This is a genomic window from Tsukamurella sp. 8F, assembly GCF_029167375.1.
In the GTDB taxonomy this organism is placed as follows: Bacteria; Actinomycetota; Actinomycetes; order Mycobacteriales; family Mycobacteriaceae; genus Tsukamurella.
On the sequence record NZ_JARFTP010000029.1, the window covers coordinates 33,669 to 49,842 of the forward strand.

The following is a 16,174-nucleotide window of genomic DNA, read 5'->3' on the forward strand; positions in this document are numbered from 1 at the left end:
CTATCGAGGAGAAGCGCCATGACTTCCTATCCGAGCATGCGGCCCGCCGCCGTCCCCTCCACTGGCGGCCGGGGCCGGGCGATACGGAACGCCCTCGTCACCATCGTGCTGTTCGTCGGGGCGTTGTGGCTCATCGAGCTCGTCGACGTGGCCGACCATCACAGCCTCGACAGGTGGGGCATCCTGCCGCGCACCGAGGAGGGGCTCCGCGGTATCGCATTCGCGCCGCTGCTGCACGCCGGGTGGGACCACCTGGCGAGCAACTCCGTGCCGGCGCTCGTGTTGGGCTTCGTCGGGTTACTCGCGGGGGCCGCCCGCTTCCTGTCGGCGACGGTGTTCGTCTGGCTGTTCTCGGGTGCCGGAGTGTGGCTCACGGGACAGGGGCACACCGTGACCATCGGCCTGTCCGGCGTGATCTTCGGATGGATGACGTACCTGGTGGTGCGGGGATTCTTCAACAAGAGCATCGTTCAGATACTCGTCGGCGTGGTACTGCTGGTGCTATACGGAACGATGTTCCTGGGCGTCCTCCCGGGGCAGCCCGGTGTCTCGTGGCAGGCGCACCTGTTCGGCGCGATCGGAGGAGTCCTGGCGGCGGCCGCCCTGGGGCGCCCGAAACATCGGACTTCCAAACAGGTTGACGTGATGGCCACCGGATAGGCGTGTATCTGGCAGCATGTTGCACATGCGTCTGGAGATACTCGGGTGTTCCGGCAGCGTAGGCGGCCCCGGCGAGGCGTGCTCGGGTTACCTCCTCCAGGTCGAAGGGCACGAGCCGGTGGTCGTCGACTTCGGCCCCGGTGTCCTGGGCAGACTGCAGGAGCGTGTGGACCCCAACTCGGTCACGATCCTCCTGTCGCACCTGCATGCCGACCACTGCCTGGATCTGCCGTCGCTGCTGGTCTGGCGTCGCTACCACCCTGTGCCGGCCGTGGGTCGGGCCCTGCTGTACGGGCCGTCGGACACCCCCGAGCGCATCGGGCGGGCATCGGCCGAGTCGGCGAGCTTCGTCGACGACATCGCGGACACGTTCGCTTTCATCCCCTGGGTCGAGGGGACCGACGTCGAGGTCGGTGGCTTCACCGTTCAGCCGCACACCATGTTCCACCCGCCGGAGTCGTACGGCCTGCGGATCACGGCACCGTCGGGAAAGGTGCTCGCGTACAGCGGCGACAGCGGGGTGTGCGACGCCCTCGTCGAGGTGGCCCGGGATGCCGACCTGTTCCTGTGCGAGGCGAGCTGGACCCATGATCCCGAGAATCGCCCCCTGGGAGTGCACATCTCGGGATTCGAGGCCGGGGAGGCCGCCGCGAAAGCCGGGGCCAAGCGCCTGCTGCTGACCCATGTCCCGCCGTGGACGTCCCGTGACGAGGTGGTCGCGGAGGCCCGGTCAGCGTTCGACGGTCCCGTCGATGCGGTGCGGCAGGGCCAGGTCTTCGAACTCTGAGATCCGTCGTCGTGGGGTCCGCCACGTGGGTGTCGACGGGGCCGTAGGGTGGGGTCCGTGAGTAGACGCGCAGACGGCAGGGCCGACGACGAACTCCGCCCCGTACGGATCGAGCGGGGTTTCACTCAGAATCCTGCGGGTTCTGTTCTCGTCGAGTTCGGTAACACCAAGGTGCTGTGCACCGCGAGTGTGGAGCTCGGTGTGCCCGGCTGGCGCCGCGGATCCGGTCTCGGCTGGCTCACCGCCGAATACGCGATGCTTCCCGGCGCCACGCATGAGCGCTCCCGTCGCGAGTCCACCAAGGGCAAGATCGGCGGGCGCACCCATGAGATCTCCCGCCTGGTCGGCCGGTCCCTGCGCGCGTGCATCGACCTCGCCGCGATCGGTGAGAACACCATCGCCATCGACTGCGATGTCCTGCAGGCGGACGGCGGCACCCGCACCGCGTCGATCACGGGCGCGTACGTCGCGCTGTGCGACGCGGTCACCTATCTCGCCGCCGCCGGGCGCCTCGCCGACCCGCAGCCGATCTCCTGTGCAATCGCGGCGATCTCGGTCGGTGTCGTAGACGGACGCGTGCGCCTAGACCTGCCGTACGAGGAGGATTCGCGCGCCGAGGTCGATATGAACGTCGTCGCCACCGACACCGGGACCCTCGTCGAGGTGCAGGGGACGGGCGAGGGTGCGACGTTCGCACGCACCACGCTCGACTGGATGCTCGATACCGCGGTCGCGGGCTGCGAGCAACTGTTCACCGTGCAGAAGGAGGCGCTCGCGGCGCCGTACCCGGGCGTCCTGCCCGAGGCCGAAAGCGAGCCGAAGAAGAAGTTCGGCGCGTGACCCGCCTGCTGTTGGCCTCGCGCAACGGCAAGAAACTCGCGGAGCTTCGCGCCGTCGTCGCGGGGGCCGGGATCGCGGGCCTGGAGATCGTCGGCCTGGGCGACGTGCCCGAGTTCGAAGAGCTGCCCGAGGACGCTCCGGACTTCGTCGGCAACGCTCTCATCAAGGCGCGGCAGGGCTTCGCAGAGACCGGATTACCATGTCTCGCAGACGACTCCGGTGTCTGTGTCGACGCGCTGGGTGGTATGCCGGGTGTGCTGTCGGCGCGCTGGTCCGGCCGGCACGGCGACGACGACGCGAACCTCGACCTGGTGCTGGCGCAGCTGTCCGACGTCCCCGACGAGCGCCGCGGCGCCCAGTTCGTGTCCGTGTGCGCCCTGGTGGGCCCACCGGACCTGGTGCCCGACGGCGCCGTCACCGTCACCGGACGGTGGACGGGCAGCCTACTGCGTGCCCGCCGGGGCGGCGGCGGTTTCGGCTACGACCCGATCTTCCTGCCCGCGGGGTCGGACCGCACCGCGGCCGAGCTGAGCGCCGAGGAGAAGAACTCCGTCAGTCACCGCGCCCGTGCGCTCGCCCAGCTGGTCCCCGCGCTGGGCCGCCTGGCCTCCTGAACGTCGCCCCGAGGCCGAACTTCTTCGGACCCACGGGAACTGGTCGTCGCTTTCGTCACAACCGTCCCGCGCGTCGCACAGGTAATCGCAGCTTCCTCCGCTAACCTGACCGCGTGCAGCGTGGGTCCGGGTCGATCGTGGCGCGCGGCGCCGTCGCGGTGCTGGCGTTCGTCGTGCTGTCCGTAACCGGATTCGCCTGGTGGAGTAGCAGTCTGGTGATCGGCGGTTTCAACGTGTCCTCGGTGCTGGCGAATCCGAAGTTCGCCAAGTCGGTGGGCGGTGCGACCAACATCCTGCTGATGGGCCTCGACACTCGGAAGGACCAGGACGGCAACCAACTCCCAGCGGACGTGCTGTCGCAGCTGCACGCGGGTGACGGCAACGAGGGCGGATACAACACCAACACGCTGATCCTCATCCACGTACCCGCGGACGGGAAGAACATCAAGGCGTTCTCCATTCCACGCGACGACTATGTCGAGGTCGACGATATCGATGGTGTCGGGCACGCCAAGATCAAGGAGGCGTACGGGCGCAAGAAGGCTCAGGCCGAGGACGCCCTCGTGGCGAGAGGCGTCTCCGATCCCGCCGACCTCGAGCATCAGGGCCGGGAGGCTGCCCGAGCGGAGACCCTCGCGACCGTCGAGAAGCTCGTCGGCGTGCCGATAGACCACTTCGTCGAGGTCAGCCTCGTCGGGTTCTACGATCTCGCGAAGCAACTGGGCGGCGTGGACGTGTGCCTGAATCATGCTGTGCACGATTCGTACTCGGGCGCAGACTTCCCTGCGGGGCGACAGCACCTGAACGCGGCGCAGGCCCTGTCGTTCGTGCGGCAGCGCCATGGCCTGAGCAATGGCGACCTCGATCGCACGCACCGCCAGCAGGCGTTCATCGCTTCGGTGGCGCTGTCGCTACAGCAGCAGGGGGTGCTCGGGAACGTCAACCAGCTGCGCAGCATGCTCGCGGTGGCGCAGAAGGACGTCGTGATCAGCGATGGGTGGGACGTCTCGTCCTTCATCCGGCAGATCGGCGACATCGCCGCCACCAACCTCGAGTTCACAACGCTGCCGGTCGAGGCGTACGGCGTCGTCGACGGCCAGGACGTGAACCTGGTGGACCCGGCCAAGATCCGTGGGCAGGTACAGAAGGCGTTCGGTCAATCCATCCCCGAGACCGCGCCCGAATCCTCGGCGTCCGGCGTCTCGGAGGTTGCCCAGACCACCGCAGCGCCGGCTCCGGCGCGTGAGCCGTCACCCGGGCGGGCCGCCGCCTCGTCGACGCGGGCCACCCTCGACGGACCGGTACCCACCACCGGTGCCGCCCCGCGTATCCCGGGGTCGGCCCAGGCCTCGATAGTCGCTGATGCGACGCCCGACGCAGGCACCGTGGTACGTAGTGGCCAGGTGCCCTGCGTCGACTGAATCCGGTACGTCGGGGACGGGAGTGCGCCGCTTGCAGGGCATGTCGTCGCCCCCGGGGCTCCTCAGCGCCTCGCGGACGAGGTCTCCCTCGCCGTGGCCGCGGTTATCGCCGCGGCTATGTGATGAGTCGAGCCACCGTGGCGAGGGCAGCTATCGCGACCGGTATGCCGAACATCGCCGCCAACCCCTGCGGGCTGAGCTGCGCGCGGACGTGGAACATGTAGTCACCCCAGCCGGCCGCGTCCTCGGTGCCGCGGATGACCACCCACGACGGCCTCCACCAGCACACCAGCCCCCAGTCGATCACGACGAGGTCGATGAGGCAGAACGTGAAGAACGTCGCGAACGCCATCCCGAACGCTTGGAGGAGACCGGACGCACGGCCCCCGCCGATCCACGTGTACGCGGCCAGGAAGGTCGTGACGAGGAGTGCGAGGAGAAACACGGTCCCGAACACCGTGCCTCGCCGCTTCTCCGAGCGGGTGAACTCGGGGAGTAGCGCCTGCACGTCGTCCGGCAGGCCTGAAGCGAGCGCTGTGCTGCCCCACTTGGCGCAGGCGACCAGAGCGACGGTGGGGATCAGAAGCAGTGGCAGTGCCACGGTGAGGTAATGGTGGACCCACATAAGGGTCACCTTAGCTGTGCGCCCGGGGAGACTCGAACTCCCACGTCCTAGGACACTGGAACCTAAATCCAGCGCGTCTGCCAGTTCCGCCACGGGCGCGCGGCGGGTCGCTCGCGTCCGCCGCAGGTCACACTACCGCCGGACGGCTCGACCCGCTGGTACGGGTACCGTAGTGCCGTGAGTTCGCGTCGTCGGCACCGGCCCGCGGTCATCGTGTTCGTGGTGATCGCGGCGGTCGTCTGCCTCCTCATGGGCTGGTGGCAGTGGGATCGGTACGAGTCCTCGTCCGGCACCGGGCAGAACCTCGGTTATGCGCTGCAGTGGCCGCTGTTCGCGGTGGCATGCGTGTGGGGCTACCGCCGATTCATCCAGCTCGAGGCCGAGTACGCGGAGGAGGACGCCGCGATCGCGCGGGCCGGGGCCCCGGACGATAGCGCGACCTCGAACGGTCACGCCGTCGACGCGGCGGTGGCGTCGCCGGCAGCCCACCCCGCGCGCCGCGACGATGCACTCCGCGAGATCCCGGTCGGCTTCCTGCCCCAGCGCGCCGCGACGCCCGCGACCGCGGGCGAGACCGACGGGACCACCGAGGACTACAACCGGATGCTCGCCGAACTCGCGGCGGGCGACGCACATCAGGAGCAGCAGCGTTGAGTGACGCAACAGCCACGACCATCACCCCCGAGCAGCTCCTGGAGCGCAAGCGGAAGCGAGTCCGCGGCGCCCTGGGGCGCTATCGCTTCATGGCCTACTTCACCGGTGTATGTCTGCTGGTGCTCACTGCCGAGGTCGTCTACAAGTACGTGATCGTGGACATCATCGCGCCGAGTCTGCCGACGCCGACCTGGATGTGGTACATCGGCGCCGTCCACGGCTGGGGCTATCTCGTCTACCTGCTGGTGACCGTCGACCTGGGGCTCAAGGCCAGATGGAAGCCGCTCCGCTTCCTGCTCACCCTGATCGCCGGTACGATTCCGTTCGCCTCGTTCTACTTCGAGCACTTGAACACCCGAGAGGTGCGGGAGCAGTTCCAACTCTGACGCCCTACGTCCTCGGCGCAGGCATCAGCTGTACAGCGCCTCCACCTCGTCGGAGTGCCGGTCCAGGATGACGTTCCGCTTCAACTTCAACGTCGGCGTGAGCAGGTCGTTCTCGACCGTGAAGTCCTCACCGACCAGCCGCCACTTCTTCACCTGTTCGGCCTTGGAGACCAGGTTGTTCGCGGTGGCCACGGCCGAATCGATCTCAGCGATCAGCTCGGGGTTGGTCGCGACCTCGCCGACGGTCGTACCGGCGGGCAGCCCGTGCGCGGACAGCCAACCCGGCAGCGCCTCGGCGTCCAATGTGACGAGCGCGCCGACGAATGGGCGCTGATCCCCGACGAGGATCGCCTGCGACACGAGCGGGTGCTGCCGGATCGCGTCCTCGGTGCCGGCGGGGGCCACGTTCTTCCCGGCCGCGGTCACCAGAATCTCCTTCTTGCGCCCGGTGATCGTGAGGTAGCCGTCGGCGTCGAGCGAGCCGAGGTCGCCGGTACGGAACCATCCGTCCTGCAGCGCCTCCGCGGTCGCATCGGGAAGGTTCCAGTAACCGTTGAAGATCACCGGTCCGCGTAGCAGCACCTCGCCGTCGTCGGCGATGCCCACCTCCTGTCCCGGCAGCGGCCTCCCGACGGTGCCTATGCGCTGTTCGTTCGGGTTGTTGCAGGTGAACGCCGCCGTGGACTCCGACAGCCCGTAGCCTTCGTAGACCGTCACGCCTGCGCCACGGAAGAAGTGCCCGAGGCGGGCGCCGAGCGGGGCGCCGCCAGACACCGCGGACCGGCATTTCCCGCCGAGCGCGTTGCGCAGCTTTGCGTACACGAGCTTGTCGAACAGTAGGAACTTGGCGCGCAGCACCAGCGACGGTCCGCCTTCGTCCCGCGCCTTGGACCACTCGATCGCGGTCTCGACGGCGGCGTGGAAGATCTTTCCCTTGCCCGAGTCCTCGGCGGTCGCGCTCATGGTGTTGTAGACCTTCTCGAACACCCGCGGCACCGACAGGATGTAGGACGGCGTCAGTTCGGAGAACAGCGCGGTGAGGTTCGACAGGTCCGAGGTGTGAGCGACGCGGATCCCGTAGTGGAAGGTCGCCACCGACACGACGCGGGCGAAGATGTGCGCGAAAGGCAGGAAGATGACGGTGCTGTCGCCGGGCTGCGCCATCGCGGACAGGCCGTCGTAGATCGCGTCGTACTCGGACAGCATGTTGTCATGCGTGAGGACGACGCCCTTCGGCTTGCCCGTCGTTCCCGACGTGTAGAGCAGCGAAGCCTCGTCCTTCGCCGACACCGCTGCCACACGGGAGTCGTAGTCGGCGTCGCTCACGGCCGCGCCGTCCGCCGTCAGTGCGGCGAGCACGCCGCCGTCGGGTCCGTCGATCGCCAGGACCGGAACCCCGTCGGGAACCCCCGCGCCAATGCGCTCGGCCGTCGCCGGGGCGTCGACGATCAGGGTCGTCGAGCCCGAGTCCGTCAGGATGTGCCGCACCTGCTCGGCCGACGACGACTCGTACACCGCCACCGTCGAGCCTCCGATCGCCCAGTTGGCGAAGTCGATCAGCGCCCATTCGTAGCGGGTCGGGCTCATCAGCGCTATCCGGGTGCCGTGCTCGACGCCCCGTGCGATCAGCCCCTTCCCGACAGCCACCACCTCCTCGTGGAAGCGCGCGGCCGTGACCGGGGTCCAGCCGCCGGTGCCCGGACGGAGGAAGACCTCGCGTTCGGGCTCATCGGTCGCGAGCTGCCGGACCCGGTCGGTCAGCGTGGTCTCTGGGGTGTGGAAGTGAGTGGGAGCGGTCTCCGCGGTGCGCAAGCGATCCTCCGTGCGACGGTGAACGGTGATAGTAGACACCCGCAACGCTATCGGATGGCGTGTGCGCGCACACCGGGAACCGGACACCCGGGGCGGACCGGGGACAGCATGCCGTGTGGCGACGTTTCGCGGTGGCGGCTACCAGCGCATAAGCTGGGGGAACGATGTCAGCAGAATCCGGTGCCGAGGGCACCTCCAGCATGCCCCCCGCGGAACCCACAGACGAGACCGCGCTTTCCACCCCTCAGGTCGCAGAGAACCTGCCCACCCCGCCGCAGGGCGACTCCGAGCCGTCCTCCGATGGCGCCGAGAACGCCTCTGCGGGCGGCACTTCCGCGCGCGAGGCGGCAGATACTCCGGCCGCGGACACCCCGACGCCGGAGGCCCCCGCGGCCCCCGAGCCCGCCGGCGAGCGCGAGGTCACGTTCGCCGATCTAGGGATCGACGAACGCGTGTTGCGCGCGCTGACCGAGGTCGGTTACGAGTCGCCGTCGCCCATCCAGGCCGCAACGATCCCCGCCCTGCTCGAGGGCAAGGACGTCGTGGGCCTCGCGCAGACCGGCACCGGCAAGACCGCGGCGTTCGCGGTCCCTGTGCTCTCGAAGATCGACCCCAAGGTCCGCAAGCCGCAGTCGCTCGTCCTCGCTCCCACTCGCGAGCTCGCGCTGCAGGTCGCCGAGGCGTTCAGCCGGTACTCCGCACACATGCCGGACATCACCGTGCTTCCGATCTACGGCGGCCAGGCGTACGGCGTGCAGTTGTCCGGGCTGCGGCGCGGTGCGCACATCATCGTCGGCACCCCGGGGCGCGTCATCGACCACCTCGAGAAGGGCACGCTCGACCTGTCCCATCTCGAGTACCTGGTGCTCGACGAGGCCGACGAGATGCTCACGATGGGCTTCCAGGAAGACGTCGAGCGGATCCTCGCCGACACCCCGGAGTTCAAGCAGGTCGCCCTGTTCTCGGCGACCATGCCCCCGGCGATCCGCAAGATCTCTAAGAAGTACCTGCACGACCCCGTCGAGGTCACGGTCAAGGCGAAGACCGCGACCGCCGCGAACATCACGCAGCGGTACATCCAGGTCGCGCACCAGCGGAAGCTCGACGCCCTGACACGCATGCTCGAGGTCGAGGACTTCGACGGCATGATCATCTTCGTCCGCACGAAGCAGGCGACCGAGGAACTGGCCGAGAAGCTGCGCGCCCGAGGGCATGCGGCCGCCGCCATCAACGGCGACATCGTGCAGGCGCAGCGTGAGCGCACCATCGGCCAGCTGCGCAGCGGGTCGATCGACATCCTGGTCGCGACCGACGTCGCGGCCCGCGGTCTCGATGTCGAGCGCATCAGCCACGTCGTCAACTACGACATCCCGCACGACACCGAGTCGTACGTGCACCGGATCGGCCGAACCGGCCGCGCGGGCCGCAAGGGCGACGCGCTGCTGTTCGTCGCGCCGCGCGAGCGGCACCTGCTGCGCGCCATCGAGCGCGCGACCCGGCAGCCGCTGGAGGAGATCGGCCTCCCGTCGGTGGACGACGTCAACGCCCAGCGCGTGGTGAAGTTCCGCGACGCCATCACAGAGAAGCTGGGGTCCGATCACCTGCCGCTGTTCCGTCGGCTGATCGAGGATTACGCGGCCGAGCACGACGTCCCGTTGGTCGACATCGCTGCGGCGCTCGCCCTCGAGTCCCGTGACGGCGCGTCTTTCCTGCTCCAGCCGGATCCGCCGGCATCGGAGCGGCGCCGGGACTCCGGCCGGGATTTCGATCGCGGAGATCGCCGGGACCGCGGCGACCACCGGGACCGGGACCGCAGTCCGTCGATCCACCGCGTCACCGGGCGGCCGATGACGCAGTACCGGATCTCCGTCGGCAAGCGTCACCGCGCGACGCCTGGTGCCATCGTCGGAGCGATCGCCAACGAGGGAGGCCTGCGCCGCAGCGACTTCGGGCACATCAGCATCCGGGGCGACCACAGCCTCGTCGAGTTGCCGGACGACCTGCACCAGGACGTGTTCGATGCGCTCGCGAAGACGCGCATCTCGGGCCAGCTGATCCACCTGGAGCGGGATCAGGGTGCGCCGGCCGGGCGTCCGTCGGCCGGCAAGCAACGATTCCGTGCGGGTCGAAAGCGTCCGTGACCCTGGGCCGTCGGTTGATCTGTACTAACCTTCCCCCTCAGGTGCAGGTTCACGGTGCGAAACCCGGTCCGCGAGGCCGGCGAACATAGGGAGAAGGCCGATGACCGAGGGCGTGGGGCGTGGCGACGACCGTCGCGACAAGGTACTGCGGATGCTGCAGTACCTGCACGACGTCGTACGTGCGCGTTCCACGGTCGTGCGTGATCTCGACCAGCAGCTCGCCGTGATACCCCTCGACGGTGCGGAGAGCCTCGGCGTACGCGTGCGCGTCGAGGCCGCACCGGGCACCGAGGTGTTCTCGGTCGATTCCAAGAGCGGCGAGGCGTACGCGCGTCTGCTGCGCGTGTACGACGAACTCGTCGAGCATCCCGAGAGCCTAGAGCTCGTCCTCGCGTCCGGGTTGCTGACGGCCCGGGACGGCGACGAGTCCATCCGCGCGCACCTGCTCACGCAGCCGGTCATCCTCGAACGCGACAAGCGCGGGCGTTCGCTGACGCTGCGGCTGCCCCGCGACTCGGCGCCCCGTATCGAGGACACTCTGCTGCTGGCGGGTCTCGACTCGTTCGACCTGTCCGGTTCCGCGGAACTGCAGACCGAGCTGCGCGAGACGGTCCGCACGGTGCTGGACCCCAAGGCCGCGTCCATCACCACTCGGTGGCTCGGCCGCGCGAGCCGGGCCGAGGGTGCGCGCGTGGCACCGTCGCCCGCGCTCGTGCTGCGCACCCGCGGCGCCGCTCCGCTCGTGGCGTTCTACGACGCGATGATCCGCTGGGTGGCCGACGAGGAGCGCCCGATCCCGCCCGGGCTCGTGCAGCTGATCGAGCCGGTCGACGTCGATCAGCGACTGCGGATGCTCGCCGAATGCGGCGGCGCACCGCCCGAGCAACTGGTTCATGACGCCCACTACGTGCTGCCGTCCAACGTCGAGCAGCGGGACATCCTGGCGCGAATGGGCACCGACTCGGGCGTGGTCGTCGAGGGACCGCCCGGCACCGGCAAGACGCACACCATCGCCAACCTGCTCTCGGCGCTGCTGGCCAAGGGACAGCGTGTGCTCGTGGTCAGCGAGAAGGCGCATGCCCTCGCGGTGCTGGAGGACATGCTGCCTCCGGACCTGCGCAAGCTGGTCGTATCGGTCCTCGACGTGACCACCGACGGCGCCGCGTCCCTCGCGGCGTCGATCAACGAGATCGCGACCCGCAAGTCGACGTTCAGTGAGGCCCTCGTCGAGGCCGAGTTGCGGGACCTGCGCGGTAAGCGCCAGCAGGCCGTCGATCGCCGCGAGGATCTCCTGCGCCGCGTGTGGCGGCTGCGTGCCTCCGAATCCGAGGACTCCGAATGGATGGACTCCGGGTACTCGGGCCGGCCCGTCGAGATCGTGGAGCGCGTGCGCGCCGAGGAGCCCACGTACTCGTGGTTGCCAGGGCCCATCAGCGGCGCCGTGCCCCCGCTCGACACGCAGGAGTTCGGGCGGCTGGTCGCGCTGATGCGACGCACGTCCGATGTGTTCGCGCAGCGGCTCGTGCACAACCTGCCCGACCTCGCCTCGGCGGTGCCGGGCATCGGCCGCGTCGAGCAGCTGTGTGCCGCGGTCGCGGAGGCCCCGCGCGGCGACGGTGCGCTCGCCGAGCTCACGTCGGTGACCGATGAGGCGCGGGTCGCCGAGATCCGGCGCCGCGCCGACGCCGCCGCCGACCGCTTGAACGTGGTGCAGCGCTACCCCGAGCGCGAGCGCCGCCTTGCCGACCAACTGCTGCTAGGGGAGCGTGCGCACGTCGCGCCCAGCGTCTCGGCCCTAGGACCCCTACTCGACGAGGCCGTCGCCGCCGATGCCGAGCTCGGCGACCGCCGCGTGCGGCTGTCGGTCGTCCCGGACGCCACTCAACGCAGGGCGCTCGACCGCTACGCGACGCACCTGGACGCCGGTGCGGCGCCGCGTCGGCGTTTCCGTCGCCCCGAGCAGAAGGACTTCGAGGCGACCGGGCTCGTGATCACCGTGTCGGGCGGTGCGCCGGGTGGCGACGGCTCGGTCGCTCTCGCCGATCTGCGCGCGGCCCAGCAGCACCTCACCGTCGAGGACGCGATCGGCAGGATCGGCGAGACCCTGTCGGAGCTCGGGCTCGACGCCCCGGCTGCGGATCCGCGCGGCCAGGCCGGCAACCGGTCGGCGCGCCTCTCCGCGGCGGCGGACGAGCTGCGGCGGGTACAGAACGCAGTGGGCCTCGTAGCCGATCGCGACTCGCTGGTGGCCTCCCTGGACGGTGTGGGTCCGCATGTCGGCACTCCCCGTGATCTCGTGCGGCTCGCCGGGCTGACGCAGTCGGTGCTGGACAACACCGGATCGTCGGGCGGCCGCACCGCGCTCGCGGAACTGGCGAGTATTCGGGCGTCGGTGGCGGACATCGTCGAGCGTGGGCCGTCGCCCGAGGGAGACGAGCTCATCGCGGCGCTGGAGACCCGGGACGTCGGTCGCATCCACGCCGCGCGGCGGGCCTGGGACGTTGCGAGGCGGGAGCGCGATGACCGCGGCGCGCTCGACCTGCTCGCGCTGCGGCTGCGCACCAAGGCGCCGGCCCTCCTCGACCTGCTTACCGTGACCTCGCGCGAGGCGGTCTGGAACGATCGGATCCCGCAGTTCGCCGACGCGTGGGCATGGCGCCGCGCCGCCACCTGGGTCTCGCAGCAGGCACACCCCGACGACGACGCGCGCCTCGAGGCCGACCTGCACGCCGCCGAACAGGACGTCACCCACTACACGACCCGCATCGCAACCGCCGAGGCATGGCAGCGCTGCCTCTACCGGATCACCTACGAGGAGATCCGGGCGCTGCACGCGTATCGCGACCACGTCGCCAACATCGGGCGCGGCTCGGGCCGGCACGCCGAACGTTTCCGGGTCGCGGCCCGCGATGCGATGCGCCGGGCGCAGTCGGCGGTGCCGGCGTGGGTCATGCCGATCTCGCAGGTCGTGGCATCCCTGCCGCCTGAGATGGGCGCGTTCGACGTGGTGATCGTCGACGAGGCCAGCCAGGCCGACATCACCAGCGCGTTCCTGCTCTGGCTCGCGCCGCGCGTGATCGTGGTCGGCGACGAGAAGCAGTGCGCGCCAGCGACTTCCGTGGGTGTCAACCTGGACCAGGTATTCAGTCGGCTGGATGCGCAGCTGCCGGACATCCCGACGTACCTGCGCGACAGTCTGACGCCGCGGTCGAGTCTGTTCACGCTTCTGCGCACCCGCTTCGGATCGACGGTCCGGCTGCGAGAGCACTTCCGCTGCATGCCCGAGATCATCGACTTCAGCTCGCGCCAGTTCTACGACGACGCGCCGCTCGTGCCGGTCCGTCATTACGGGGCCGACAGGCCACCGCCGCTGCGCCTCACGCGGGTGACCGACGGCGATTCGAAGGGCGTGGGAGCGAAGCTCGTCAACCCGGCCGAGGCCGACGCCATCTGCGAAGCGCTCGCAGCGGCGGTGAAGGACCCCGCTTACGACGGCCGGACGTTCGGCGTGATCGTGCTGCAGGGGCAGGCGCAGGTCGACGAGCTCCATACCCGCTTGCGGGCCGCCGTCGAGCCCGAGGAGTGGGATGCCCGTCGGCTGCGCGTCGGTACGCCGCCCGACTTCCAGGGCGACGAGCGCGACGTGATCCTGCTGTCGATGGTCGCGGGCCGGCACCAGCGGACCATCTCCCTGACGGGGCGCGACTTCCAGCGCCGGTTCAACGTCGCCGCCTCCCGCGCGCGGGACCAGCTGTGGCTGTTCACCTCCGTATCGGAGGAGGACCTGCGCGAACAGGACCTGCGGCGCTCGCTGCTCGAGTTCGTGGCCCGCGGCGACGTGGCCGTTGCGCCGCCGATGCCGAAGGGCGTCCCGACGGACCGGCGCGTCGAGCCTTTCGCGAGTCTCTTCGAGCAGCAGGTCTTCAGCCGACTCGCGGCCATGGGGTATCACGTCAACCCGAAGGTCACCGTCAACAACCGCGTGGTCGACATGGTCGTGACCGGCGAGCACGCGCGGCTCGCGGTCGAGTGCGACGGCAGTGAGTTCGTGTCCACCGCCGAGCAGGCACGGTCCGACATCGAGCGGGAGCGCGAGCTGCGGCGCTGCGGCTGGGAGTTCGTGCGAGTGCGCGAGTCCGTGTTCCGTATCGACCCCGACGCCGCGATGTCCGTGGTGCTGGCCGCGCTCGACCGGCGTGGGGTGCGGCCGATGACGCTGCAGCCGGCCCTCACGGCCGCCGAGATCCGCGAGCGCGATGGCAGCTGGCAGCCCGTGGGCCTGGACATCGACACCGACTGACGCGCTGCCGGTCCCGGATCGTCAGCGGCGCGAGAACTCTGATGCCCGGCGGACCAGGTCGGCATCGGGGGTGATCCCGGTGTACAGCGCGAACTGCTCGGCGGCCTGCAGCGCGATCACCTCGGCGCCCGAGATCACGGGGACGTCGGCGGCGCGCGCAGCGCGGATGAGCGGCGTGTCGGCCGGCATCGCGACGACATCGAAAACCGTTGCGGCGGAATCGATGACTTCACGCGGGAACGAGAGCTCTGCGGCCGCCGGTCCGCCGGCCATGCCGATCGGGGTGACGTTCACGAGCACCGCGCTGCCCGCGGGCGCCTCGGTCGCGTGGTGGAACCCGTACTGCTCCGCGAGTGTGCGTCCCGTCTCGGCGTTCCGGGCCACGACCGTCACGTCGGCGAATCCGGTGTCGCGCAGCGCGGCGACGACGGCCTTGGCCATCCCACCGGAGCCGTGCACCGCCGTCGGGAGCGACGGGTCCACGGCGTGGGAGGTCAGCAGCGAGGCGACGGCCGAGTAGTCGGTGTTGTATGCATGCAGTACGCCCCGATCGTTGACGACGGTGTTCACCGAGTCGATCGCGGAAGCCGAGGGCTCCATCACGTCCACGAGGTCGATCACCGCCTCCTTGAACGGCATCGACACTGCGCAGCCGCGGAACCCGAGCGCCCGGACACCCGCGATCGCCGCAGGCAGATCGGTCGTCGTGCAGGCCTTGTACAGGTAGTCGAGGCCTAGTTCCCGGTAGATGTAGTTGTGGAACCGCGTGCCGATATTGCTCGGGCGGCCGGACAGGGAGATGCAGACGGTGGTGTCCCGGTTGGGCATCTCGATCATGTTCTCGTCGGTCACCGCGCCAGGGTATCGGGCACATCGAAGCGTCCGCCGGGAACCGGACGGGTTCCTGATGCGTCCAACTGATGTGGGGTTCGATGCGATCGAGTACACCGATTTCGCGCAGTGGGCGGTGATGGAGGTGACCGCTCTCGCACGCTCACTCGACGAGGAGGCGATAGCGGCGGACGCGCGTGCTGTGAAGGCTGCGGGGGAGCGGCTCGCCGACAGCGTCGCTGAGCTGGAGGCGGATGTCGGACGCAGCCGCGAGCGTTGGCGAGGGCTGGCGGCCGAGGTGGTGTTCGCGTCGCTGGGGCGGTACTCGGCGCGCGCCTACGACACGGGTGCGACGGCGACGTCACTGGCGGGCGCGGTCGACGGCCTCGCGACCGCGGCATCGGGCACGCGGACAGGTTTCGGTGATCTCGCCGTACCGCGGGAGGTGATGCTGATCGGCAGCGGGAGCCCGAGCTTCGTCGACGAATTCCGGGCGCAGGTCGCCGCGGGAATGCGGTCGAAGTACTCCGAGCCCATCGCGGGTTCCAACGACGGCGTTCCCACGCATGTGGCGATCGGGGCGCCGGAGTTCGGATCGGTGTCCTCGCTGCGGGACATGATCACTCCCGAGGGGGCCGCCGCGGCCGTGGGAACGGGCCTCGACGCCGCACCCGGATACGGTGCCGCGCAGGAGGTGGCGCGCGGTTCGGATGCGGCGGCCCCAACCGCCGCCGACGCTGGTTCCGGCCCGGGGCAGAGACCGGGTGCCGCTCCGGGCGTGGCGCTCGACTCGGGGCCGCAGGGAGCCGCGCATGTCGCCGGCACCGGACCGGATGGCGTAGACGCCGCGGCGACCGGGGTGCCCGGCACCCGTGGCGGAACACCGATCGGAACCGCCGTCGGCGCGCCGCCCGGCTCGTCGGCCGGTATGCAGGCGGGATCGTCATCGGCAGGCGGCCCCGGGGAGCCCGGCGACGACTCCCGGGGGCAGGCCCTCCCAGCGCGAGGCGGCGGATACCGCCGCCTCCGCCGGCTCGGTTACCGCGCAACGGCCCCCGATCGCGAGGGGCGTCGGCGCTGGACCGTCGGCGCCCCCCCGCTCG

At 69.9% G+C, this 16,174-nt stretch carries 12 protein-coding genes, 1 tRNA gene and 1 pseudogene; 10 read left to right on the forward strand and 4 right to left on the reverse strand.

The window, feature by feature from the left end:
* Positions 1-18: 18 nt before the first annotated feature.
* From P0W64_RS18145 to P0W64_RS18165, 5 genes are all read left to right on the forward strand, one after another.
* Positions 19-660 carry a rhomboid family intramembrane serine protease gene (locus P0W64_RS18145; RefSeq protein WP_275481570.1) on the forward strand — a complete coding sequence of 214 codons (642 nt, stop codon included), beginning with the start codon at positions 19-21 and terminating at the stop codon, positions 658-660.
* 25 nt (positions 661-685) lie between these two features.
* Positions 686-1,447, forward strand: coding sequence for a cyclic nucleotide-degrading phosphodiesterase (locus tag P0W64_RS18150; protein WP_275481571.1), 762 nt, complete (start codon positions 686-688; stop codon positions 1,445-1,447).
* Positions 1,448-1,504: 57 nt separating this feature from the next.
* The gene (gene rph / locus P0W64_RS18155) at positions 1,505-2,287 is read left to right on the forward strand and encodes a ribonuclease PH (protein ID WP_275481572.1); all 783 of its coding nucleotides are present in this window, start codon (positions 1,505-1,507) and stop codon (positions 2,285-2,287) included.
* Positions 2,284-2,901 (forward strand): non-canonical purine NTP pyrophosphatase, encoded by a 618-nt coding sequence (locus P0W64_RS18160; RefSeq protein WP_275481573.1) that lies wholly within the window; start codon positions 2,284-2,286, stop codon positions 2,899-2,901. The genes rph and P0W64_RS18160 overlap by 4 nt, the downstream gene beginning before the upstream one ends.
* A gap of 113 nt (positions 2,902-3,014) precedes the next feature.
* Complete coding sequence (locus P0W64_RS18165) at positions 3,015-4,322, forward strand: LCP family protein (protein WP_275481574.1); 1,308 nt, start codon at positions 3,015-3,017, stop codon at positions 4,320-4,322.
* Between the two features lie 115 nt (positions 4,323-4,437).
* Here the strand turns inward: P0W64_RS18165 and P0W64_RS18170 are convergent, their stop codons facing one another.
* Together P0W64_RS18170 and P0W64_RS18175 are read right to left on the reverse strand one after the other, a co-directional pair.
* Positions 4,438-4,947, reverse strand: a complete 510-nt coding sequence (locus tag P0W64_RS18170; RefSeq protein ID WP_275481575.1) for a hypothetical protein — start codon at positions 4,945-4,947, stop codon at positions 4,438-4,440.
* Between the two features lie 17 nt (positions 4,948-4,964).
* Positions 4,965-5,046: transfer RNA gene (locus P0W64_RS18175), tRNA-Leu, on the reverse strand.
* A gap of 78 nt (positions 5,047-5,124) precedes the next feature.
* Here P0W64_RS18175 and P0W64_RS18180 point away from each other — a divergent pair.
* Both P0W64_RS18180 and P0W64_RS18185 read left to right on the forward strand, forming a co-directional pair.
* Positions 5,125-5,601, forward strand: a complete 477-nt coding sequence (locus P0W64_RS18180) for a transcriptional regulator (protein WP_275481576.1) — start codon at positions 5,125-5,127, stop codon at positions 5,599-5,601.
* Positions 5,598-5,987, forward strand: a complete 390-nt coding sequence (locus P0W64_RS18185) for a DUF3817 domain-containing protein (RefSeq protein WP_275481577.1) — start codon at positions 5,598-5,600, stop codon at positions 5,985-5,987. Before P0W64_RS18180 ends, P0W64_RS18185 begins: the two co-directional genes overlap by 4 nt.
* A 24-nt stretch (positions 5,988-6,011) precedes the next feature.
* On the opposite strand, the gene P0W64_RS18190 is transcribed toward P0W64_RS18185, so the two are convergent.
* Positions 6,012-7,799 carry a long-chain fatty acid--CoA ligase gene (locus P0W64_RS18190; RefSeq protein ID WP_275481578.1) on the reverse strand — a complete coding sequence of 596 codons (1,788 nt, stop codon included), beginning with the start codon at positions 7,797-7,799 and terminating at the stop codon, positions 6,012-6,014.
* Positions 7,800-7,963: 164 nt separating this feature from the next.
* Between P0W64_RS18190 and P0W64_RS18195 the strand changes: the two genes are divergently transcribed.
* Entirely contained in the window at positions 7,964-9,940 is a 1,977-nt protein-coding gene (locus P0W64_RS18195; RefSeq protein WP_275481579.1) for a DEAD/DEAH box helicase, read from the forward strand.
* A gap of 100 nt (positions 9,941-10,040) precedes the next feature.
* On the forward strand, positions 10,041-14,240 hold the full coding sequence (locus P0W64_RS18200; protein WP_275481580.1) for an AAA domain-containing protein: 4,200 nt from the start codon (positions 10,041-10,043) through the stop codon (positions 14,238-14,240).
* A 21-nt stretch (positions 14,241-14,261) separates the two neighbouring features.
* Here the strand turns inward: P0W64_RS18200 and P0W64_RS18205 are convergent, their stop codons facing one another.
* Positions 14,262-15,077 carry a shikimate 5-dehydrogenase gene (locus P0W64_RS18205; protein ID WP_275481585.1) on the reverse strand — a complete coding sequence of 272 codons (816 nt, stop codon included), beginning with the start codon at positions 15,075-15,077 and terminating at the stop codon, positions 14,262-14,264.
* A gap of 70 nt (positions 15,078-15,147) precedes the next feature.
* Here P0W64_RS18205 and P0W64_RS18210 point away from each other — a divergent pair.
* Positions 15,148-16,174, forward strand: a pseudogene (locus P0W64_RS18210) (hypothetical protein); the annotation flags it as partial.